The organism is Candidatus Nitrosocosmicus sp. FF01 (genome assembly GCF_047711275.1).
In the GTDB taxonomy this organism is placed as follows: domain Archaea; phylum Thermoproteota; class Nitrososphaeria; order Nitrososphaerales; family Nitrososphaeraceae; genus Nitrosocosmicus.
On record NZ_JBLNIG010000002.1, the window covers coordinates 261,367 to 283,402 of the forward strand.

Genomic DNA, 22,036 nt, shown 5'->3' on the forward strand with positions numbered 1-22,036 from the left:
AGGTGTTTACATGACTTTCTGCCAAGCCAGTATAATGAGACTCTGCTAGCATGTACAAAGTATAACATAATGATAGCACTAGCAGGTGCTTATACTATCTCTTATAAACCCTGTTTCTTATACCATAAATGGATTATGTAAGGTAAAATGACCCGCAGGACGCCAGTTTTCTCTCTAGAAATAGTAAAATAGTCTAAGACTAATTTGAAACTACTATTTAAACTGTGATCTGACAGTAGTTGCAGATCATAGTTTAAATATAAGTAGGATACGCGCTTGCTTTGGTTTGAACGTCATATTGGAAGCCTCGCGTAACTTCCCTTTTGCCTTTATTTGCCATTCTCGTTATTAAAAGACACTTTTGTGGCAAAGTACCATACAATACTGTCCTCATAACTACTCCTTCAGTTAATATCTTAATAAAGCCAAAATGGATTAGATAATCAAGTGATTAACATTTTCTAGTTGGTTATCAGAGTATGTGTCTCATAGAATTAGTAAAAAGTATATCTCTTGTGTATTGAGGATGTAAAAATGACAACCTGATATCAACGCAGAGTTAATACAAATTATTACTTTATTACTATTATTTACGATTCTAACCGCTGCTAACTATGTAGGAGAGGAGTCGCTATAGATTGTCTGTTAGTATGGTATTTCTGCTCGTATCAGGGTATACAGGTTGATGATAATCCAATTAGCAATTAATTAAAACATGCATCTTTTTTCTTCTTATCGTAAGCATGAAATTTTAATCAAAATTAAATAATTTGGAGGGAATTTTGTATTTGTCTTTGAGCTAATGTGTTTATCTTCCTTTGTAGTAGTAGTAAGTAAAAAGATGATGGCGATGTTATCTGGTTTCAGTCCCTTTTTTTAATAAAGTTATAGAGAATTTATCTGTCTATAAGGTCTAAGATACCGTCATAATTTTATAGTTTATGATAAAGTTAAGAAATAGCAAATCGAATTATTTCTGGTTTCTTTTCAGGACTGTTTTCTCCAAATTTATATTGTTGGTTATTGTCATCTCCGTACTCTAGATTTACCTCAAAGTATGTTCCTGCAGGAACATCACTTGATTTGAATGTAAATGTCTTGGATATCATTTCTCCACCTCCTGGAAAGTATAGTCCGTATGCATGTTTGATGATATTTTCTGGTTGATGATCCACATTGACCGTAATTTCTCCAGTTAAATCTTTGGGTGAATGATTAGTAACTTCTACAATGATTTTAAATATTCCTTTTGAAATGTTAGAAGAGTCGTTGTTATCTAAACACGTGTCAAAACCATCATAATAACCTCTCATGAATTCGTTTGTATGAAATACAGGACCTGTTCCCACTTGATTTATGTATCTTTTTGTGACGTCATCTATCTTGGCATCACTGCATCCGTGATTGTAACCAGACTCGTAGGGCAGGTTATTGACAGTTGTAGAACAATAGTCAAAGCCCTGATAATATCCATCCATAAAATCTGACGTATGATATGAGGGTCCCTTACCTGGTTGATTTATGTATCTCTGAGAATCAACAGAAATTTTTGCATCCGAACATCCATGGCCATACCCCGAATCAAATGCTGCTTTTCTGGTTTCGTCGCTTCCTCCTCCATTGTTTGTTTTGCATTCTTTTAACTCAGGGTATTGACTACATACGTATTCTTTTTCTCCGCAGGATTTCATATTAGGCCTAAATATCATTCCTGGAGGGCATCCATCGGAGTTGGGAATACAGCGTCCACTTTCATCATCATCCACACGGTGATAACCATCAGGGCATCCTCCTCGCGGAAAACATTGTCCATCCTCATTCATACCAAAGCCTTCAGGACAGTTACCATTTTCATCGGGAGCACACTTTGGCATAGAAGGATCGAACAAACAATCTTCATCAGGGCTGGAGAGGACAACAACGGAGTCATCATCATTTGATCTGGCCAACCCGTTATCTGTGTTTTGTTGGCCGTTACCTGAATCATCATCAGAAAGAGGACTATAGGATGTATTCTCAGACATTAACTTTTCATCATCTTGATTATTTAATTTGGCATTATCGTCTGGAACATATTGAATAATTTCATTTTCGTCTGAAGAATCAGTCTGATTATTGTTTTGTCCAAATACAAACAGGCTTTGAGTTAAAAAACTCGACGAAAGAGAAATGGCAAACAATAGAATTACAGAAATACGAATAGCATTATGAAAATTTTTTTTATCTCTCTTCTTAACTGTGTCTAGAAATCGATCATTTTTCATATGTTATCGATAGCAGATATAAACAAATTCAACTATAAAATATTTTCAGGCATATCATCCACTAAAAGTATCAACCAAAAGAAAAGGAGTTTCTGAATTCATTGTAGATGAAATCTTGATTAAGGTTCGCTCAGCGTTCATCTTCTGGCTATGGATTACAATAGAGCCCGACAATAGACTAATTCTCAAACTATCCATTTCTAAGGGAAGAAACATGTTTGCTGCCGAAAGGCTTCTATCAGACGTTGTAAGAGAGTATTGAAAGTATGCAGTTTCTACGGATGGTATCTGTACATGGTATCTAATGGCAGTATATTCTTAAAACAAGATCACTATATTCATTGTTCTTTAGAAAAAAAGTTTGATAAATAGAGGAAGATGTAATACATCAAAGATTAGAACTGAAAGTTTCGACGAATATTACTTTCCTTATACGGTAAGAGATTGTAAATAGATCAAGTACGGAACTGGCTGAATCTATTTGTCGGCTATCATAATAGAGAACTATGTATTATATACTGAACAGAGCTATTTCGGATAATAATAATTAAAATGATGGATAGGTATTATCTAATGGACTATGAGGTACTGGACATTGGGATAATTCTGACACTTTTCTGGTAACGCTTCCTAATGCCCCTATCTTGGATATTCCTTTCATGCGTTTGCCGGCACCCATCACAACGATGTCTATTTTGTTTTTTTCGATAAATTTCAATATTTCTTCTGAAGCAACGCCCCAGGTACAGTAACTTCGAACAGAAGTGATGTTTGTTTCCTTTTTTAATTTCTCAATTATGGTATTGGCTCTTTGATTCCATCCTTTCTCTATTGCTTCACCTATCGTTACTCTAGCTACTTCAATTGCGGCTCTGTCGTTTCCTAGAATTAGCGACGCAGGTATTCCTATATCATCTATTACATGCAAAAGTATTAACGGAACATCCATTTGATTAGCAATCTCTGAGGCCTTTTCGATTGCTTTATCTGAAATTTCGGTTCCGTCATCTGTCACTACTATATTAGATATCATATCATCTATAATATCATTGAAATTAATAATTATATTTGTAAAGTGCTATATGAGTAATAAATGACCAACTGTATTTATGGTTACAAGGAGCTCTTAAGCAAAAACAAATTTGAGCATTAAAGTTATCTTATTAAAAATTTAGATTCAAATATCTACTTAAAACAGTAGAACTTGAATATTTTCCAAGCACTATTTCCCCAAAATCTTGTTGATACATCAATGTCTTTATTATGCTGATAAATTTAATAAAATTATAATATAAAATGTCATTACAAGTAGCAAAAATTTACCAGATTCCAATCAGATTGCACTTTTCACTTGTTCTAGTATTTTTTTTAATTGCATGGACGCTTGCATATGGGTTCATGCCACAATACTCGCCGGGAATGAATCAGGTAAATTATTGGATAATGAGCATAACAGGTACAATCATTTTATTTTTATCTGTATTACTACATGAATTATCACACTCCATAGTAGCAAAATCTTATGGAATACGAGTCAGACAAATAATGTTGTTTATCTTTGGAGGAGTCTCAGACATTGAAGAAGAACCCAAAGAGTTTAAAAAAGAGTTTAAAATGGCAATAGTAGGGCCTGCAGTAAGTCTTGTTCTCTCGACTATATTTGCAGTATTTTGGTGGATCACGTCAATACCAATTACCTCGTCATCAACAGATGATTTTTATAATACGGCATTAACCATGATCAATGGGATATTTTTCTACTCATCTTTTCTAAACCTAATTTTAGGAATTTTCAACCTTGTTCCAGCTTTTCCAATGGACGGTGGAAGAATATTAAGATCGCTCCTTTTTAGCAGAAACAAGAATTACGACAAATCTACAAGAATCGCTGTAAGAATTGGTGTTATCATATCCTATGTCTTTTTTGGGTTGGGAATATTGATAATCCTTTCTGGATCCTTTGTTAGTGGCATGTGGATTATATTAATAGGATGGTTTTTGCAAAACGGAGCGCAATCCTATATGTATCAGTATGACATTATGAAGATACTATCCAAGATTAGATTGAGCGAATTGATGAAAACTAATATTATTTCTGTACCAGAAGATATTACAGTCAATAACATCTTAAGAAACTACTTTAATATTTATATGAAAAGTTCTTTTCCAGTAACAAAAATAAACTACGAGATTGTTGGCATAGTTACTCTCAAAAGTTGTTTAAGTATTCCAGAGCCAGAAAGAGATACCATTCTTGTTAAGGATGTGATGTCCTCAAAAAGCGAGATAAAGTTGCTGAATGTAAATGATACTGCTGATAAGGCACTTTCAATCATGATTAAAGAAAACCAAGACAAGATCCTTGTTTGCGACAATGGCGACATACTGGAAGGAATTGTTAGCAAGACAGACATAATTGAAGCAATGGATGAAAGAAAATCCTTTTTGAATAAACGAAATAAATAAACCCAATGATCAAAATAGTTTCTTCTTGCTTACTGGTTCATGAGACTCTTAATTTTCCTTAACTTTTTTTGCAGGCAATAATATATACCTACTAGAGGATTGGTCATAAATCTAAAATTGGCCAGTCTTCCAGTATATTGTATTTGGATTGAAGCAACAGATACTAACTAAAAGACCATACAGTCATAGTTCTTTTCAGATAAAGAATAGGAATTAATTGGTACAATCTAAAGAAATAGCGAAACAAAGCAATTACAAACGTACTTGGTAGGTCTCTTAATATACTCTTTAAAACAAGATAGAGATACATGAAGATTAATGTTAATCCAAGTAAAATCAATGATGACATTACAAACATGAATACAAATACCAATACGGATAATTATCATAATAAATTTGGATTATTGGAAGCCTACGTTGATACATTTGCTTCTTCAATCGAGTTTTTTTCAAGATTAAATAGTGCATTTATAGACGCTCTTTCCGTACCATTTACGGATGCTAGAGAGGAGATAAAGGAAATCAAAAAGCAAGTTATGGATGATGACAGGAACTTGTTGTTGTTTCTTAACTATCAAGAACAACAAGATTTTTACAAAAAGACTGAAAAAATAATACTTTCTAAAATACGTGATAAATTTGATACCAATTTTAGAGAAAAGACTTTTGTAATTTCTCTCTCAGAATTTATCGAAGCCTATTCTAACCTTGCAAAGGTCACAGGTGCAGGACTATTGTATCAACAAATGTCAAATGCAAATGCCTATTGGAATAACATGTTTATCGAGCCTATAAGAGATACAGTATACAGGACTCCGTCTCACAAAATTCATTCTGAAAATAAATATTCTTTGTTTCATTATGATTTGCCTCCCCATGTCAATTATGATGGTCAAGGGGAAGTTGAGGAAGAGATCGATAAGCAAAGAAAATCAGATCCGAATCTCACTACACTTGACAAACATACTGTTAGAACTGATCCTACGCCACTATTGATTATCTATGCTTTTATTAATAGAAATTACATACTAGATCTGCTTCCAGAATTCAGTATAGTTAGGAACTTTCAAAAACAAGGCTTTGATGTTTATATAACAGATTGGGGAACACCTAGTGCATTTGATAAAGAGCTTACTGTGGGACACTATGTGACCAACTATCTTGCCAATGCAGTTGATTACATCTTAAAACATTCTAATTCAGAAAAGATTTCGATATTGGGTTATTGTTGGGGTGGAGACTTGGCTCTGATGCTTGCTGCACTTTATCCGGATAAAATAAAGAATATCGTAACTTTTGCTACACCTGGTGATTTCAGTATTGATAATAATCTTTTAAGCGTATGGACAAAAAATATAGATGCCGACACTATTGTAGATACCTTTGGCAATACTCCTAGTTCGTTTATCAACAGCTCATTTTTACTTAGGAGTCCAATAGATATTTTACACAAATATCCTCACTTTTTTCTAGAAGGAGGAAAGCCTAAGGACCTCGAGTCTATAATGCAATTTTTTGCAACAGAAACTTGGCTTTATGATAGTCCTCCCATAATAGGTGAAATATACAGACAATTTGTAGATGATTGCTACAAGAAAAATCTATTAATAAAAAATGAACTGGTAATAAATGGAAACAAAAAGATTGATTTGAGCAAAATCAAGCAGCCTTTCTTAAATGTGATAGCAAAAAAGGACGATTTAGTTGATCCTGCATCAAGTAGAGCGATAAATGAAGTAATAGGGAGGACCGATAAATCAATTATAGAATTTAATTCGGGTCACGTCGGAGCCTGCATAAGTTCTAGAGCACATAAGGAGTTATGGCCAAAGGTCGGTGAATGGTTAAAGACCAGATAGAGAAAAAAATAAAATAACTACAAAAGGATGACTGAATAAAGACAATAAAGTTATTATTTATAATTACCCGATGAGATATTATTTAGTAAATGCCTTTATGGTCGGTCGATTTATCTTGTTACTAAAACTATAATCGTTTACTACAAAATTGCTAGATAGATCATGATTTGAATAGTTTACTAAGTGAAGGAATATTCCAATAATTTTGGATTTGCTAAAAAGAATGAAGCAGAGTTGATTGTACCCGCAAGTACAGGAAAATCCAAGATAGCAGGGATACTTGTTGGAAGTGTTGCCCAAGGAGTAATGACATACGCACAATGCTCAGTGACGTTGGTAAGATGAGAATAACTACCAAGATCTAATCAATTCCTAGATTTTGAGTTAGACTTTAAATAAGAGGCATTTTTCTTTCTACTTATCCACTTTTCTATCTCAATTATGAGAAATGAAACTATTGATATAGATATTATCATCATCCATGCCTCAAGACTAATTGGCGCACTCTTGAAAAGTAAATTCATTTCAGCAAGATATGTGTATGCGATTTGCAGGCTTACCATCATCATTATCCCAATGATTATGTATTTGTTTGAAAAAAGCCCAATACGAATTAATGGTTCTGTCAAGGATTTGCAGTTCAATAGGTACGTAATTTCAATCATCACTATCATATTTACTGCAACTGTCATAGATTCTTCTAAAGTAGAACCTGCTTTTTGTTGATTCCACTCAAACATGGCAAAAACTGATAGCGTAATTATTGCACTCACAATAAAAATCCTCCTGATGTTATGATTGGATAGTATATTGGATTTGGGATTGCGCGGAGGACGCTGCATTATATCGAGTTCTTTTGGCTCGAAGATAAGCATCATGCCTAGAATCAATGCCGTAGTCATGTTAATCCAAAGAATTTGAACTGGAAGAATAGGAAGGTTTGCACCTATCAGAGTTGATACCAATATGACCATTGCTTCACCAAAATTTGTGGGAAGAGTCCACGTCAAGAACTTTGTTATGTTATCAAATATGCCTCGTCCTTCCTATACTGCTGATTCTATAGATGCAAAATTATCATCTGTAAGTACCATGTCCGCCGCTTCCTTAGCGACCTCAGTTCCTGTAATTCCCATTGCAATACCAATATCAGCCTGTTTTAATGCAGGGGCGTCATTTACACCATCTCCGGTTACTGCGACTATTTCTCCACCTTTCTGGATGGCTTTCACCAAAGACAACTTTTGTTCTGGAGATACTCTTGCAAACACGTTTGTACTTTTTACAATATTTTCCAAATCACTTTCGGAATATCTCGCAATATCGTATCCTGTCATTGCGGGCAAGTCACCTTTGTTTGTTTTGGATGATGTGAGATGACCATTATTTGTGTGGTCTTGAAAATTTCTGATAATTCCGATCTGTTTAGCAATACTAGTAGCAGTATGCAAATTGTCGCCAGTTATCATCTTTACTTTTATTCCTGCATTTTGGCAACTTTGAACAGCAGATATCGCTTCAAGACGAGGTGGGTCTAACATAGCCTGCAGCCCTATAAATACAAAATTTGTATCAATGTCATTTGAAACAATCTTGTCTTTTTCAGGTGAAACTAATTTGCGTGCAAACGCAAGGACTCGTAATCCATCTGATGCCATTTCTTCATGGACTTTCATTATCTCGGATTTATCGCTGTCAAGAAGAGGACATATCTCCTCATCAGTAAAGTCAATTATTAAACTATCATCTTTTTGACTGAATACATATTTGTCGTCATCGGTTGTTATAGTATTATTACTAGAATGCTTTTCTTGAAGTATGTGTTCCTCAATTTGTTTGGTATCGGTTTTAGTGTAAAATGAACATATCGATAATACCTTTTCTACTGCACCCTTTACATACAAAATGTGAAATGGAAAATCGATATCATCTGATGCCTTATGAAGTGTTGTCATGTACTGCAGATGTGATTCAAATGGAAGGGTATCGAGTCTCGGAAAGGTATTATGAATTACCGCTTCGTCTAAACCAGCTTTTAATCCTGAAACTATTAATGCAACTTCGGTAGGGTCCCCTTTAGCTTCCCAAATATCATTTTCTTTGTGATAAACCAATTGTGAATCGTTACACAGAATCCCTGAAATCAAACATTCTTTCAGCCGTTTGAGTTTTAAAGACGATGCTATTGAAATATTTCCTGAATTTTGTTTTACATTGGTTTGAATAGTAATAGACCCCTCAGGCGAATAACCACTTCCTGATACTGAATACTTGATACCACCACAATATATAGTAGCAACGGTCATCTGATTCTGAGTAAGTGTTCCCGTTTTATCAGAACAGATTACGGTAGCGCTTCCGAGTGCTTCTACTGCAGGAAGTTTACGAATAATAGCATGTTTTTTAGCCATTATGCTCACACCAATAGCTAAAGTGATGGTCATTGCTGCAGGGAGACCTTCAGGAATTGCAGCTACGGCAAGAGCAACCGACGACATAAATGCCAATTCAACACTATGAATTTCTCTAACTATACTAACTATGAATGATAAAACGGCCAATGCTAATATAATATACAAAAGACTCTGACTGAATCGCGCTAGTTTACGTGTTAGCGGAGTTATAATTTCTGGCGCCGTAGCTATACTTTGAGATATCGAACCGGCTTCAGTCATATCACCTATAGAAGTAACTATTCCCATTCCATGTCCATATGTAACAAGCGTTCCTAAAAATGCCATATTCTTTCGGTCAGAAATAATAGAATCCTCTCTTACTGGCTCTACTTTGTCCTTTTCTACAGATATTGATTCTCCCGTGAGTGTAGATTCGTCAATTTTTAAATCCTTTGTTTCAAATAGTCGAATGTCTGCTGGAACTTTATCACCCGATCTCAGAATTACAATATCTCCAGGAACTAATTCAAAAGAAGATAGTCTTTTCTTTTGACCCGATCTCAAGACAGTAGCTTCTGTTGTTAACATCTTTGACAGAGCCTCTATTGCCCTTGTAGCCTTGTATTCTTGTATGAATCCTACAATGGAATTACCTATAGCTACTCCAAAAATAACTGCTGAATCAACCCATTCTTCCATGATTGCAGTTATCAAACCTGCGGCTAAAAGAATGAGAATTAATGGTTGACGAATTTGCGTCCAAAACATTTCCAAAGGATGAATACTTTTTTTAACGGTTATCTTATTGATGCCAAATTGTTTCTTACGCTGGTCAACTTGTTCTGTGATTAATCCATGGTGAATATTTACATCTAGGATGGCAGATACTTCTTTAATTGTAAGATTATGCCATATCTTATCGTCTATCAGGATCTCGGCATTTTCAGCCAAGTTTTATCCCCCTAAAACAACAGTTCAAACACAGTATAAAGTTCTTGATATTTTAAAATAGTTTATTTATTATATATAAACGAGTTATATTTTGAGGTAATTGTATAACAGACGAGTGTATGCGATACGATATTAGATAAAAGATCAGAATTGATTTTCTCATCTAGTATAAGATCTATCAGAATAAGACCGGATTGTCAAATATGAAAAACTGTTCTCTGAAATGAATGTCAATTAGCCTCTCATCGAATTAATTTGGTGAATATACTAAAATTTATATTTGTATCCAAAAGAATCAAAAAATACAGTCACGGATTTACTTTAAATTTTGTATGTTATTTTTGGAGCGTTTATATCACATTAATGAGATCATAATTAATTTACCATTGTAAAGTTCACCAATACCATATTTGTAGCAATTTTGGACCTTATAGGTCATTCCAAAAATTCCGGATCGATAATGTTAATTACGTTCGGCAGTAGTATAAAATCAGATATGATCAATAAACAAAAATCATCGAATGGTAATACGGATTTTAATTTATCATTAGCAGCAGTAATACTTTCTTCACCCATAGCACAAAACAGGATTAAATCAGTTCTTATGATTTCATTCCTTTTGTCCTCGTTAGGTTCTTTAACCTATATTCAAAGTTTTGATGCCATTTCTTATGTCAATGCAACAACTACTTTTTCTTCTAATACTACTTCCTCACTTGGAGAATCAATCCAGCAGAGCCAGCAGGAGTTGCAGAGAACAATAGAGAATCAAGTTCAGCAAACTTTTACCGACACCATCAGCAGCATGAATCAGGATAAAGCTAATACTACTGTCGATTCTGAGAGTATGCAGAACAATACAATTATAACAAAAATCCTGGCAAAAAGCCTTGAAAACCATATTCAAAATGCAGGTGCAGTTCTTAATATGACCAGTCAACTACCTCAGATAAGAGAGGTTCCACTTAGTCACGTGCTTAATCAAACACTAACTACATTACACGGAATACCTCAGGATGCAGATATTCAAAAGAGGTTGGTCGCCCAAAATATTTTGTCAAGTTATAAGGATTTTCAGATCATCATCTTTATAATGCCAAATGGAGACATATATCTTGACGAGCCATACTCTAGACAGATAATGTCTACGGAAACCAATTTGGGATTTCGTGATTACTTTAAAGGAGTAACTGACACAAATGAGATTTACATTGGAGACCCCTCCCTATCGGTATCTTCAGGTCAATTGCAATCCATAATAGCCGTTCCAGTATTTTCATTAAAAGACAATTCTACTATGGTAGGAATCTGGGCAGGAGGTCTTGACTTTGAGACTTTAAATGAAGAACTTCAATCAATTAACCTTACATCTTCTGATGGGTATACACGCGTAGTCTATGTCGGGCAAAATGGACAGAAGATTGCTGATTCTGATGTGAACAAAAGTACAGATACCAGAGTCTTTTGCCAATCTCACTAGTTTTAGAAACGCCATAGACGGACAATCAGGTTTGACTTTAGATATGATAGACAATAAAAACATGTCAGTAACATATGAGCCCGTCAAGGTATTTCAAAATACTTTTGTTGTCCTGTTAATGCAATCAGTCGATGAAATGGGAAAGCCGAATTAAAAGCAAGACTGGATTTACTAATGAGTGGATACATAGAAAGGTCTGTTGGTCTTTTTGTTGTATCGATATGCTCTATATTTTTTTGAACTCAACTATATATCATAAAATTTTAGGTAACCATTAAATCTAGTTAAAGGCAAGGATCCAAGTAGCAAATTCCAAGACATTTACTTAATACTTTTGTAAATTTTATGAATCGGTCGATTCTGCTAAGCATCTTTGACGGTCGATGTCACAAGAGATTCTTATAAAGGCATTATAAGTGTGTAAAAACATCAAAAAAATATTGTTGATTCAACAAAATAAGAAATAAATTATTGCTGCGCTGCTGCGTTATTTCCTGTGTTTGTTTGACTCTGTGTGTTTACGTTGTTACCTGAGCCGGCTGTGTTTCCGCCAGAAACTACTCCGCTGTTTTGGTTAGATGATTGGGATTGGCCTATACCTTGATTGATGGTATTACCGCCTTTGCCGCCACCGCCTTGCTGTGCTGCTGCGTTATTTCCTGTGTTTGTTTGACTCTGTGTGTTTACGTTGTTACCTGAGCCAGTAGTATCGCCGCCAGAAACTACTCCGCTGTTTTGGTTAGATGATTGGGATTGGCCTATACCTTGATTGATTGTATTACCGCCTTTACCTTTGCCGCCACCACCTTGTTGTGCTGCTGCGTTATTTCCTGTGTTTGTTTGACTCTGTGTGTTTACGTTGTTACCTGAGCCAGTAGTATCGCCGCCAGAAACTACTCCGCTGTTTTGGTTAGATGATTGGGATTGGCCTATACCTTGATTGATTGTATTACCGCCTTTACCTTTGCCGCCACCACCTTGTTGTGCTGCTGCGTTATTTCCTGTGTTTGTTTGACTCTGTGTGTTTACGTTGTTACCTGAGCCAGTAGTATCGCCGCCAGAAACTACTCCGCTGTTTTGGTTAGATGATTGGGATTGGCCTATTGCTTGGTTAGCAGTGTTTCCACCCTTACCACCACCACTTTGAGCTAATGCGTTATTTCCAGTGTTTACTTGGTTTTGAGCATTCAAGTTGTTGCAGGAGACAAATGTTCCAGTTCCAGAAACACATAATGCATTTTGACTTGAGGATTGTGCTTGACCTATTGCTTGGTTAGCAGTGTTTCCACCCTTACCACCGCCATTGTTGGGCCAAAGCATTGTTTCCAGTGTTTACTTGGTTTTGAGCATTCAAGTTGTTACATGAAATAAGAGTACCATCGCCAGACACACAAACACCCAATTGTGTGGATGCATTGGGATTGGCCTATACCTTGATTAGCAGTATTGCCCTGAGCAAATACGTTCAGAGTCATTGAAGTTGGACCCAAAAGGAGTATGAACGACATAACTAGGACTGTAGATGTAATTATTGCTCTATTACTATTCATCACTTTAAATTATCATAAAAACTATATAAACTAACTTCTATAACCTTTAGATATAACATTTTAATATATAGATCATAGAGTTACTGTCAAAAACTAATAATATTATTATTTGCGGATCTGTTAATATCTTGTAAATACTTCAAAAGCCAACGAAATCAGATGCATTTGTTTATATTCTTGTTAATAGAATGATCTTTTTCTTTACTCCGTACCCTAACTCTATTGTTCATTAAAGTGAACAGGTAACTACAAATAGAAATGGCCAAAGATGAGTACCATTAGATATTTCTATAGTAATTATAACAATATTATCAGTATTCTTGTGTCCCTAGTATTTGTAATCAAGCGAGTAATTCTAATACAGAATATATGGCAAAGGACAAAAAAACTGGAATAATACTCTCGTATATTATCTTTCAAAAAAATAATAATATTAAATATAGTATTGTTTACCGTCAACATAATTTTAGCGTATTCGCATTTATCTTACCAATAAAACTGAACATTTTGCATTGGTCATTACACCCTGGGCCACACTGCCAACCAACATTCTATCGAGTTTTGACTTTCCTGTGCTACCTACAACAATCAAGTCAACTTTTTCTTCGTCGGCACTTTTAATTATTTCTTTAACAACGGATGATGTAGTCTCTTTTACCAATTTCTTGAATTGAATATTATTTTCTTTGGCCTCTATCTCGATATCTTTCAACCACTCTTTCATCTGCCCAACATCATAAGTGTGTAGTTCTTCCCATGCATATTGAGGTAAGCGCCTCAAATAATATGGAATAAAGGAAACATAAATTGCAATAACTTCCGCATTGTATTTTCTTGCCATCTCTAGAACTCTTTTAGAGGCATTGATCGAAGATTCCGATCCATCTATACAAACCATTATTTTGGAGATTTCCTCAGACATAACATAAAAATTTCTACAATTAGTAATAAATTTATTTATTTATCCTTTAATTGGCAAAATATTTTCACTAATACTAATAATTGCACAGTAGAAGATAGTAACTCTATAGGAAACATGAATCATTTATATGTATACTGAGGGTATTTGATAGTTTACTAAAGCAATTCTTTAAACTCGATTCACTACAATTAATAAACCATGTATAAAATAAGAATCCAAATAACTTTATAGTTAATGTAGAAATCAACAAAATTGGAATTAGATATTTTACCACTTCAAATATCCATGTTGGAATAGTAATTTTACTATGCAAGTTAACCTGTTCCATAATTTTTTTCTATTCATAAACCACAAAATAACTATTATAAACAGTGTAGCTGAAATCGTTAATCCGAACTCGCTTATGAGTGTATCAAAAATATCAAATAAAGGTATAGAAGATATGTTGAGATTTATTGAGTTATAACTTAATGCTAGAGGAAAGCCTATTACTGTTGAAATTATTACAACCAAGCCGGATGCTTTGCTCCTGCTGAACCAGAAATTCTCTTCTAATACTGATACATGTATCCGTAACATTCCTATAGATGAAGTGATCCCTGAGAGCATTAGTAGAAAGAAGAACAATCCTCATATAATAACTCCAAACCCCGTATTGGAAAAAACGGCTGGAAGAACCTTAAATACAAGGGATACGCATTCTGTTGGGTCCATGTTGGTTGAAAAAACAAAAGAAAATATCATCAAGCCAGCAATAAAAGCAATTATCAAATCCGCGACAATGATGATAACAGACGATCTTATGATGGAATGTTTGTCATTGATGTAACTTCCGTATGTCAATAATACTCTCATACCTATTGAAAGAGAAAAAATACCTGTCCAAAAGCCACAGACTAAACATTTGGGTTGCTAAGTTTCGAAAAGTCAGCAGTTAAATAGAAGTTGATATCATTTTTCTGCTCCCTCCAAAGTCATACCAATTATGGACAAGGGAATCATTATTCCTATCAGAATAATAACTCCAATCTTGCTAATTTTTTCTATCCCTCTACTCACCCCAAGCCTAATTATTAGATAGTTGATTATCGCAACTGCAAAAAATGACAAAACAGGGTAGAAAGAACTTGTGTATTCATCAAATGGAGTATCAAGTCCTAAAACTGTTATTACAAAGAAAGGATAAAATCCAGCCTATAACAATCATATAGTAACTTGCCAGTACAAAAGTAACCGATACTATCAATGCTCCGATCCATTTGAATTTTTTTCTAATGTTTGAAAGTGTGGTTATTATTGATGTTTTATAGTATCGACCAACTGCGAGCTCTAAAGTCATAAAAGAAAGTCCAAATGTGAAAATAATGATCAAATAAGTTATTGGAAATGCCCCACCACCATTTTCTCCTACGGTATATTGAAATAGCCAAATATTGCCAATACCAACTGCAGAGCCAATAGTTGCAAAAAAAGCCCGAATACGAGCCCCAATTTTCTCTAGTTGCACGGGTAGTGGGGTCATTCATTCTTTTTTTTATTAGTCAAATAATGTCATAAATCATGACTATCCTGCATATTTACGTAAATGTAAATTTAAATATTATTTACACATGATTTTAATTCATAATTGAACAAATTATCATATTTTTCTCACCTTTTGGTCCCACATGATGGAACGGAAATATCTGACATTGCACTTGATGAAGCTATCAGATTTGCAAAGATGTTTGATTCTAAGTTAACTTTGTTGTTTGTAGTAGAGGAGCAAATTGTTCCACCCAGTTTACTTCTTTCATTCATAAAGAGTGGTTCTGACGTAGAACAATCAAAGAAAAATATCATTAATCTTCTTAAAACAGGAGCTGAAGCCCTGCTAAAAGATAGATCAAAAAAATTGACCTCAGAGAATATTCCTTTTGATTTGCAGATTGGAATTGGTTCTCCTAGTAAGGAAATACTTGATTTTGCAAAAAAGGAAAAAACAGACACAATTATCATGGGAAGAAAACAAATCCCTAGATTTGGTTCTATAAAGGCTATTGGTAGTGTAGCAAGGAAAGTATCCGAGTTATCTCCCGTACCCGTAATGTTGGTACATCAGGAGTCCAGTAAAGAAGGTCAACATCCCCCTTACTCTGAATATATTATTACCATATGATGGTTCTGAATACTCCGATAGAGCGCTAGAGTATGCTGCAATAATCGCAGAAAGATGTAATTCAACCATTTTGCTCTTTAATATAGTAGACGAAATATTGCTTCCTCCTACCATGCAGACCATAAGATTCAAGTCTGAGATTACTGGTTGAAGAGGTTTCACGGGATGTATATCTAAAAGAACTTCATCAGAAACTCAAAAACGAAATGTTATTAACCATGGAAACAATACGGACTAAATACAAGGATAAACCAAACTTAACCATAAACGTGCAAGTAGTTATAGGCTATCCTCCTGGAAGCATCATCAGAAGAAGATAGAGGATGACAAGTTTGCACTAGTAGTAATGGGTACAGTAGGCTTGAGAGGTATTTCCAAGTTACATGCTATTGGTAGTGTAGCCAGAAATGTCTCTGAGAATTGCGCATGTAATATTTTACTAGTACATTAGTATCAGAGATATATAATTTCCATATTACATATGTTTACCTACGTGAATGATCTTTTTTATAAATACAAGATTTCGTTTAATTTATTTTGTATTTGTATAATCCTTATTATCTTTATAGCATCACCGGGTAGTAAAATACCATTTATATTCAGCTATGGACAGCAGCCAGAATTTCTATCACAAGTAGAAAAAGTACAAAATACAACAACCTATGCCGATCCTAATAACAACTACACTTTACAACACCCAGAAATTTGGAAGGTAGAATATAAGGAGCCTCATATCAAATTTGGGTATCCTGTTACACAGTTCACATTGCCTGACCACGTATCGATCATTACTATTTCAATGACGGATATCGATCTTGATGAAAAAGAATTCAAGGATGGGTTTTTGGTTTTTTATCCTCTTATCCTTCAGGAAAAATTTAACAATGGTCTAGAAATAATAAACAAGACTCTCAAAAATTACACCATCGGTGGACATGCAGCTGGCTCCATAATATTTAACAACTATGTTGATGATTCTCTTGGTATCATTAAGGGTTTGTTTATAACATCTGTTTTTGAGAACAACAAGACAATTTCTATAACCTATACCTCCTCAGAGAAGAACTTTGATCGCAATATGAAAGACATAGAATCGATGATCAAGTCTATAAAAATAGATCCGACATAGCAATTTATTTTGGTTATTTTGACCTCAGAGATTTTGAAAACTATGAAAAACATAACTTCAATTATATTCTTATTTCAGTTCATGAATTTAATGGCAAGTTTTAGCTGTATGTCGGTGTGGTTGTGATAAGATTACGAATAGAAAGGCAGAGACAATATGGACAAAGAAGAGACTTGCGTTGATCATTTTGGTATCAGTAGGCTATGCCACATGGTTTGACCTACTTGATTCTATAGCATATTGTCCCGTCAGCAATATTCCCATAAATTGCCTTTCTATTGGTGAAGTATTTGGAGGAAATCACATTTATCAACCCTGGAATATAATCGGGCATTTTATTCCAACGTTGTTTATGTTCTTTCTTAAACCGTTAAAAATAGAGTATTTCATTGTGGTATTCTTACTTTCAACACTGGTCATGGATTCTCCAGTATGGGGAGTTGAAAGACTTTTACGTGGAAATTTGTTATGGACAGAAAACCATATACCGACAACAAGTATTGTAGAGTGGATAAAATATTACTACAACCCATTTGGCTTGTATGGTGTTTGGGATCATGATTGGCTGTTTCAGAATTTTCCTTCTGCAGCAGTAATATTTTGGAGTATAGCTGGGAGGTTAGCAATTGTAATATCATTAATTTGCCTTGAAAAACGATATAGAAAATAAAATTATTATTCTTATAACCATGGTAGTCCAAGTAGCATGATGTAGGGACATCAAATTATTTTTAATATCTAATCAGTATCACTAGTCGAACTTGAAATGGACGTTACAAATATTTGACCAACCATCCAAGGATGAATAGTACAATGGTAATCATATCTTCCTTCTGTATTAAATGTATGAGCAAAAGATTGACCTCTGTCCATTATACCAGAATCAAATAATGGTGGAGAAGATTGAATATCAACATTCATAGCTCTTTGTGTTACAGTATGGATAAAGTTATCGTTATTGGTCCAGGTAACTGTTTGTCCTAATTCTATGTATCCGGGATTTGGTTGATAAGCATCTGTAGTACGAGATATGGCTCCTAGAACTATTGAGATATCAAATGAGGTTTGATTATCATGACTAGTAGTGTTTTGAAACCTCATCAGCGGGGATGATTGAGTGTCAGTACCGTTATCCAGATACATTCTTTCCATCATCATGTGCCTTGGTCCGTGACCAGGCATATGTCTAATTTGCTCTGTTTTAAAACCATCATTATCTTGAGCATTCACCATTTCAAAATAAAGAGAATTTAAATTTATATTTAGTATAAAAAATATAACAATGCAAATGGAAATTATACAGAAATGATTCATTACACTTTCTGTTACTGTAATAACATCGCAAAGTATAAAGATATTGTTTTTTCCTTTCATTTATAGAACTAGTAATGCTTATTTAATATCATTATAGTTAAGATTCGCTTTTAAGGCGTCCTAAGATGAAGATGAAGATGAAGATCATTGATATTAAACTAATTTGAAATCCAGATAATATCTTTCGCGTTAATTTGTCTTGCTTAAATCCTGACGAATCATGATAAAGATTGTTTCATTTGGTTAAACACCTTAAAGTTGTTACCATTAGGTTACTTCAAGATATCCTCGAGACATGGATTCAAAATACGAATAGTGGTTTACTAATAGTGGTTTACTTGCACAGTACAAGGGTGATCAGGTTCTTTATTAATTATAATAGGTAAAACAAGGATTTATGATATATCAGCCTTTTTGATTTACAAGACCAACCAGCAGGGGGTTATACTTATACCCTTGATGAGATAATTAATGAACGAGATGTCTTCTAATTCTACTAATGTTTCCTCGGAGTGCGACTGCATAGATGAAGTACATGATGACAAGGGCCAACAGAATAAACATAAGCATGTTAATGATGAATATATTTACAAGGATTGGTACAAATAACTGTTCATCGACAAAACAATAAAAAGCATTAATAAAATGTTGATCTGATTCCGCTAGTTTTCTTGTTTTAACTTTATCAAAATAAAAATATGAGTAAGACTATAGAATGCTCTGGGTGCCAACTATCGTTACCGTTTTTGTGTTTTCAGGAACATAAAAATCTAGGCTTCGGGTTTGGTTGCCTCTTGGGTCGTCTGTACTTCTTGTGATTTCTATATCTTTGGAAAATTCTGATGGCTGTCCGTCAAATAATATCCTAAATGGAATATCGTTAGCACCGTCTTTTGAATCTAATAATCCTCTTGGTACGTCAAAGGCTAGATTACCTCCATCTGGAGCATTAACACTCAAGCCCAAGGTGTTATTTGAAAGAGAAAATGAAGATGTTGAAGTTACATCCTGGCCGTGAACATCGATGAATCCGAAGACCAAAAATGGATGATCAAATGAAATTATGGCCAATGAAGAGGAAACAGACTCGGGTCCTATAACAAATAACCTATCCTGAGATTTAGTAGAAATATAGGCTCTTTGAGTATCAGAATCAACTACTATATTCTGAGGGATTATGTTTAGATCGATTGGTGTGATATACTCGTTGGTTTCTCCATTTATCTTGTCAATATTTTGACTTCTTGGATGAGTGATGTATACGGTATGATCTTTTTCATCCACAGCAATTGCTTGAGCGGGAGAAGATAAGGGTATTTTACCAATTATTTGATGACCAATTGTATCAACAACTGTAACAAAATAGCTACCTCTGTTGGCAACATAAGCCTTGTGATACAAACTATCTAGGGCAATATCCCATGGTCCGATCCCAGTTGCTACCTCACCTGTTACTTGGTTAGTTTCTGTAGATATGAAAGTGAGTTTATTTCCAGTCAAACTTGCTACAACTAGAGTATTTGTAAGTGGGTCAACCTGTAGAGCCATTGGATGATTTGCAACAGGAATTTCTGCAATGATTTCATCATTTGTTGTATTAATTGCCAATATTTCATTGGCGTCAGCATATGCGGCGTACAATATCTTATTTTGAGGATTATAGTCCATAGCCCATACTCCCCTTACAAACTCTGCTGCTGTTAGTACTCTATCAGCTAAAGGAGTTGGAGTAGAATAGACTGCACCCGGTAACTCTATTATATTTGAAAGATTGTTTGTCTTTTTATCGTATACCTCTATCGTTCCACTCTTAAATGGTGCAAGATAAACTTTGTCTGGAGGTACAGATATGGCATCTATAACACCTCCTTTTGAGGTTGAATTAATCACATTAACTATTTCGTTGTCTGTAGTGTTAACTACTGATACACCTGACTCTATCATACTCGAAACGTAAAGTAAACCATCCTGATCATCAATTGACATTCCCATGGGTCTTGGTACTTCAATTACATCTAGTATGTGATGTGCAAATACGGTGTTTGATGATAATGAGGATGTACCAAAATATATTATAAAACTTAAAAAAAGTAATCCAAAAAGAACAACAGGTTTTTTGTCATTCATTGAGGGCTAATACAATTAGCTCATATTAAAAAATATTGGAGTTTTTTTGTTAAAGAATCATAAACGGATATCATGTAATCACATGGCCTTTTCAATTAAACCATTCCTTTATTAATTTGAACATGTATATGACATCGTTCTTATAACCTATATTCACAGATAAGAAATAAAAAACGGCCTTTTAAAATTTTGTTTATCTAAACAGGCAATAATCGTAGTGTAACTGAGCGAGTCAAAAGAAAGGAGAGAGGTTGTTGTCTAATTTACTATGACTGTTCCAACCATTGCTGGATGTAAAGTACAAAAGTATGGATATTCTCCTGCGGTATCAAAAGTATGTTCAAAAGTCTTTCCTTTGCTGATGAGGGCGTTTGGTCCTGCCAATCCAGAATCAAATAATTTTCCAGCATCGGCTGCTCCAACGGTTCCAGAGGTTACAGTATGAAAAGCAGTATCATCATTTGTCCAAACAACTGTTTGACCTACAGTAACTTCAACGGGATTTGGACTATATGCGTCATCGGTCAGTACAGATGCGCCAGGTACAATGGAAACTTGAACTTTATCTGGGGTTGTAGAAGTTGTTGCATTAGTTGCATTTTGAGCGGTAGTGGAGTTAGTAACATTTTGAGCGAAGGCTACAGTGGGAGTAGTAGTTGAATCACCGTTCGGCAGGACAACAACAATGCCAAGTACTGCTACAAGGCTAGCTATTAGAATAATTGAAGCAATTACCATAATATTAGTATGATTTTCACATAATTAAATTTAATCAATTTTCTACCAAATCAAGATTACAAAAATTAAAAAATAGGCGCAAATAGTAGTGTAATACCTATTTCATATTTTTATTTATTCCAAATCCGCATCTATCCATAAATCTAAAAGATATAATTATGTTCAAATTATTTTATAATAACATAATCTAATTTGATAAAACCCAAGATATTTCAAGTCCTTAGAATAGAGTTCGCCGGTAAATTGGTTTTATTTTTAGATATTAGTTTTTCTGTATTGATAATAGCGTGACAAGGAAACTTTGCCACATAATTTAAGTTAACAAAGTGAGATTACATTTAGTAATAATTTTATACTAATTATTCATTGATTGTGATTTCATCTACAAACAGAGTCAATAATGAAAAGACAAGAAAAAATAAATATTTTATTTGTTATTGAGATGGCATTTGGTGTGTTCTGTTTTGCATCATCTTTTGTTCATGTAACATAAGTGGATTATCGGTATCGTTCTGTAGCATTTGGTGTGTTCTGTTTTGCATCATCTTTTGTTCATGCTGAACAGAGTATGAATCTTCAATTAAAGGTGCAACCAGAATTACAGACAAAGTAATTGCAAAAACGGTTAATAAGCTTGTACCCTCTCTTGTTGCTTCTTTGTTTCTGAAACCGAACATTACAT

At 34.4% G+C, this 22,036-nt stretch carries 23 protein-coding genes; 10 read left to right on the top strand and 13 right to left on the bottom strand.

Annotated features, from left to right (window positions below; translation table 11 throughout):
* Nucleotides 1–950: 950 nt before the first annotated feature.
* Both ACMT7R_RS06815 and ACMT7R_RS06820 read right to left on the bottom strand, forming a co-directional pair.
* Complete coding sequence (locus ACMT7R_RS06815; RefSeq protein ID WP_415310869.1) at nt 951–2,264, bottom strand: hypothetical protein; 1,314 nt, start codon at nt 2,262–2,264, stop codon at nt 951–953.
* 547 nt (nt 2,265–2,811) lie between these two features.
* Complete coding sequence (locus ACMT7R_RS06820) at nt 2,812–3,297, bottom strand: universal stress protein (RefSeq protein WP_415310870.1); 486 nt, start codon at nt 3,295–3,297, stop codon at nt 2,812–2,814.
* Between the two features lie 263 nt (nt 3,298–3,560).
* Between ACMT7R_RS06820 and ACMT7R_RS06825 the strand changes: the two genes are divergently transcribed.
* From ACMT7R_RS06825 to ACMT7R_RS06835, 3 genes are all read left to right on the top strand, one after another.
* The gene (locus tag ACMT7R_RS06825) at nt 3,561–4,730 is read left to right on the top strand and encodes a site-2 protease family protein (RefSeq protein WP_415310871.1); all 1,170 of its coding nucleotides are present in this window, start codon (nt 3,561–3,563) and stop codon (nt 4,728–4,730) included.
* Between the two features lie 308 nt (nt 4,731–5,038).
* Nucleotides 5,039–6,589, top strand: coding sequence for an alpha/beta fold hydrolase (locus ACMT7R_RS06830; protein WP_415310872.1), 1,551 nt, complete (start codon nt 5,039–5,041; stop codon nt 6,587–6,589).
* 183 nt (nt 6,590–6,772) lie between these two features.
* Nucleotides 6,773–6,934 carry a universal stress protein gene (locus ACMT7R_RS06835; protein ID WP_415310873.1) on the top strand — a complete coding sequence of 54 codons (162 nt, stop codon included), beginning with the start codon at nt 6,773–6,775 and terminating at the stop codon, nt 6,932–6,934.
* Nucleotides 6,935–6,954: 20 nt separating this feature from the next.
* On the opposite strand, the gene ACMT7R_RS06840 is transcribed toward ACMT7R_RS06835, so the two are convergent.
* Together ACMT7R_RS06840 and ACMT7R_RS06845 are read right to left on the bottom strand one after the other, a co-directional pair.
* Nucleotides 6,955–7,599 carry a cation transporting ATPase C-terminal domain-containing protein gene (locus ACMT7R_RS06840; protein WP_415310874.1) on the bottom strand — a complete coding sequence of 215 codons (645 nt, stop codon included), beginning with the start codon at nt 7,597–7,599 and terminating at the stop codon, nt 6,955–6,957.
* A 36-nt stretch (nt 7,600–7,635) separates the two neighbouring features.
* On the bottom strand, nt 7,636–9,936 hold the full coding sequence (locus ACMT7R_RS06845; protein WP_415310875.1) for a cation-translocating P-type ATPase: 2,301 nt from the start codon (nt 9,934–9,936) through the stop codon (nt 7,636–7,638).
* 460 nt (nt 9,937–10,396) lie between these two features.
* Here ACMT7R_RS06845 and ACMT7R_RS06850 point away from each other — a divergent pair, with 460 nt between their 5' ends.
* Nucleotides 10,397–11,416, top strand: coding sequence for a hypothetical protein (locus ACMT7R_RS06850; protein ID WP_415310876.1), 1,020 nt, complete (start codon nt 10,397–10,399; stop codon nt 11,414–11,416).
* A gap of 468 nt (nt 11,417–11,884) precedes the next feature.
* On the opposite strand, the gene ACMT7R_RS06855 is transcribed toward ACMT7R_RS06850, so the two are convergent.
* From ACMT7R_RS06855 to ACMT7R_RS06875, 5 genes are all read right to left on the bottom strand, one after another.
* Nucleotides 11,885–12,736 (bottom strand): hypothetical protein, encoded by an 852-nt coding sequence (locus ACMT7R_RS06855; RefSeq protein ID WP_415310877.1) that lies wholly within the window; start codon nt 12,734–12,736, stop codon nt 11,885–11,887.
* Between the two features lie 711 nt (nt 12,737–13,447).
* Nucleotides 13,448–13,888: a universal stress protein gene (locus ACMT7R_RS06860; RefSeq protein ID WP_415310878.1), complete on the bottom strand. Its 441-nt coding sequence runs from the start codon at nt 13,886–13,888 to the stop codon at nt 13,448–13,450.
* A 267-nt stretch (nt 13,889–14,155) separates the two neighbouring features.
* A complete protein-coding gene (locus tag ACMT7R_RS06865; RefSeq protein ID WP_415310879.1) occupies nt 14,156–14,497 on the bottom strand; it encodes a hypothetical protein in 342 nt (113 codons plus the stop codon).
* A 21-nt stretch (nt 14,498–14,518) separates the two neighbouring features.
* Nucleotides 14,519–14,743 carry a hypothetical protein gene (locus tag ACMT7R_RS06870; RefSeq protein ID WP_415310880.1) on the bottom strand — a complete coding sequence of 75 codons (225 nt, stop codon included), beginning with the start codon at nt 14,741–14,743 and terminating at the stop codon, nt 14,519–14,521.
* Between the two features lie 295 nt (nt 14,744–15,038).
* A complete protein-coding gene (locus ACMT7R_RS06875; protein ID WP_415310881.1) occupies nt 15,039–15,395 on the bottom strand; it encodes a hypothetical protein in 357 nt (118 codons plus the stop codon).
* A 120-nt stretch (nt 15,396–15,515) separates the two neighbouring features.
* On the opposite strand from ACMT7R_RS06875, the gene ACMT7R_RS06880 reads away from it, so the two are divergent.
* From ACMT7R_RS06880 to ACMT7R_RS06900, 5 genes are all read left to right on the top strand, one after another.
* Complete coding sequence (locus ACMT7R_RS06880) at nt 15,516–16,046, top strand: universal stress protein (RefSeq protein ID WP_415310882.1); 531 nt, start codon at nt 15,516–15,518, stop codon at nt 16,044–16,046.
* A complete protein-coding gene (locus tag ACMT7R_RS06885) occupies nt 16,030–16,197 on the top strand; it encodes a universal stress protein (protein ID WP_415311652.1) in 168 nt (55 codons plus the stop codon). Before ACMT7R_RS06880 ends, ACMT7R_RS06885 begins: the two co-directional genes overlap by 17 nt.
* Nucleotides 16,198–16,362: 165 nt before the next feature.
* Nucleotides 16,363–16,497, top strand: a complete 135-nt coding sequence (locus tag ACMT7R_RS06890; protein ID WP_415311654.1) for a universal stress protein — start codon at nt 16,363–16,365, stop codon at nt 16,495–16,497.
* 42 nt (nt 16,498–16,539) lie between these two features.
* A complete protein-coding gene (locus ACMT7R_RS06895; protein ID WP_415310883.1) occupies nt 16,540–17,175 on the top strand; it encodes a hypothetical protein in 636 nt (211 codons plus the stop codon).
* A gap of 187 nt (nt 17,176–17,362) precedes the next feature.
* Nucleotides 17,363–17,845 (top strand): hypothetical protein, encoded by a 483-nt coding sequence (locus ACMT7R_RS06900; protein ID WP_415310884.1) that lies wholly within the window; start codon nt 17,363–17,365, stop codon nt 17,843–17,845.
* A 68-nt stretch (nt 17,846–17,913) separates the two neighbouring features.
* Here ACMT7R_RS06900 and ACMT7R_RS06905 read toward each other — a convergent pair whose 3' ends face one another.
* A complete protein-coding gene (locus ACMT7R_RS06905) occupies nt 17,914–18,408 on the bottom strand; it encodes a plastocyanin/azurin family copper-binding protein (RefSeq protein ID WP_415310885.1) in 495 nt (164 codons plus the stop codon).
* Nucleotides 18,409–18,960: 552 nt separating this feature from the next.
* Here ACMT7R_RS06905 and ACMT7R_RS06910 point away from each other — a divergent pair.
* Entirely contained in the window at nt 18,961–19,098 is a 138-nt protein-coding gene (locus ACMT7R_RS06910; protein ID WP_415310886.1) for a hypothetical protein, read from the top strand.
* Nucleotides 19,099–19,197: 99 nt separating this feature from the next.
* Here ACMT7R_RS06910 and ACMT7R_RS06915 read toward each other — a convergent pair whose 3' ends face one another.
* The 3 genes from ACMT7R_RS06915 to ACMT7R_RS06925 all read right to left on the bottom strand — a co-directional run bounded on the left by ACMT7R_RS06915 (nt 19,198) and on the right by ACMT7R_RS06925 (nt 22,031).
* On the bottom strand, nt 19,198–20,616 hold the full coding sequence (locus tag ACMT7R_RS06915; protein ID WP_415310887.1) for a YncE family protein: 1,419 nt from the start codon (nt 20,614–20,616) through the stop codon (nt 19,198–19,200).
* Between the two features lie 258 nt (nt 20,617–20,874).
* On the bottom strand, nt 20,875–21,354 hold the full coding sequence (locus tag ACMT7R_RS06920) for a plastocyanin/azurin family copper-binding protein (RefSeq protein ID WP_415310888.1): 480 nt from the start codon (nt 21,352–21,354) through the stop codon (nt 20,875–20,877).
* 434 nt (nt 21,355–21,788) lie between these two features.
* The gene (locus ACMT7R_RS06925; RefSeq protein WP_415310889.1) at nt 21,789–22,031 is read right to left on the bottom strand and encodes a hypothetical protein; all 243 of its coding nucleotides are present in this window, start codon (nt 22,029–22,031) and stop codon (nt 21,789–21,791) included.
* Between the last annotated feature and the right edge of the window lie 5 nt (nt 22,032–22,036).

Bases quoted from the DNA above. Each gene is read 5' to 3' on its own strand.
- ACMT7R_RS06815 (WP_415310869.1), bottom strand. From the start codon at position 2,264: ATGAAAAATGATCGATTTCTAGACACAGTTAAGAAGAGAGATAAAAAA.
- ACMT7R_RS06820 (WP_415310870.1), bottom strand. From the start codon at position 3,297: ATGATATCTAATATAGTAGTGACAGATGACGGAACCGAAATTTCAGAT.
- ACMT7R_RS06825 (WP_415310871.1), top strand. From the start codon at position 3,561: ATGTCATTACAAGTAGCAAAAATTTACCAGATTCCAATCAGATTGCAC.
- ACMT7R_RS06830 (WP_415310872.1), top strand. From the start codon at position 5,039: ATGAAGATTAATGTTAATCCAAGTAAAATCAATGATGACATTACAAAC.
- ACMT7R_RS06850 (WP_415310876.1), top strand. From the start codon at position 10,397: ATGTTAATTACGTTCGGCAGTAGTATAAAATCAGATATGATCAATAAA.
- ACMT7R_RS06855 (WP_415310877.1), bottom strand. From the start codon at position 12,736: ATGCTTTGGCCCAACAATGGCGGTGGTAAGGGTGGAAACACTGCTAAC.
- ACMT7R_RS06860 (WP_415310878.1), bottom strand. From the start codon at position 13,888: ATGTCTGAGGAAATCTCCAAAATAATGGTTTGTATAGATGGATCGGAA.
- ACMT7R_RS06865 (WP_415310879.1), bottom strand. From the start codon at position 14,497: ATGCTCTCAGGGATCACTTCATCTATAGGAATGTTACGGATACATGTA.
- ACMT7R_RS06870 (WP_415310880.1), bottom strand. From the start codon at position 14,743: ATGAGAGTATTATTGACATACGGAAGTTACATCAATGACAAACATTCC.
- ACMT7R_RS06905 (WP_415310885.1), bottom strand. From the start codon at position 18,408: ATGGTGAATGCTCAAGATAATGATGGTTTTAAAACAGAGCAAATTAGA.
- ACMT7R_RS06910 (WP_415310886.1), top strand. From the start codon at position 18,961: ATGAACGAGATGTCTTCTAATTCTACTAATGTTTCCTCGGAGTGCGAC.
- ACMT7R_RS06915 (WP_415310887.1), bottom strand. From the start codon at position 20,616: ATGAATGACAAAAAACCTGTTGTTCTTTTTGGATTACTTTTTTTAAGT.
- ACMT7R_RS06920 (WP_415310888.1), bottom strand. From the start codon at position 21,354: ATGGTAATTGCTTCAATTATTCTAATAGCTAGCCTTGTAGCAGTACTT.
- ACMT7R_RS06925 (WP_415310889.1), bottom strand. From the start codon at position 22,031: ATGTTCGGTTTCAGAAACAAAGAAGCAACAAGAGAGGGTACAAGCTTA.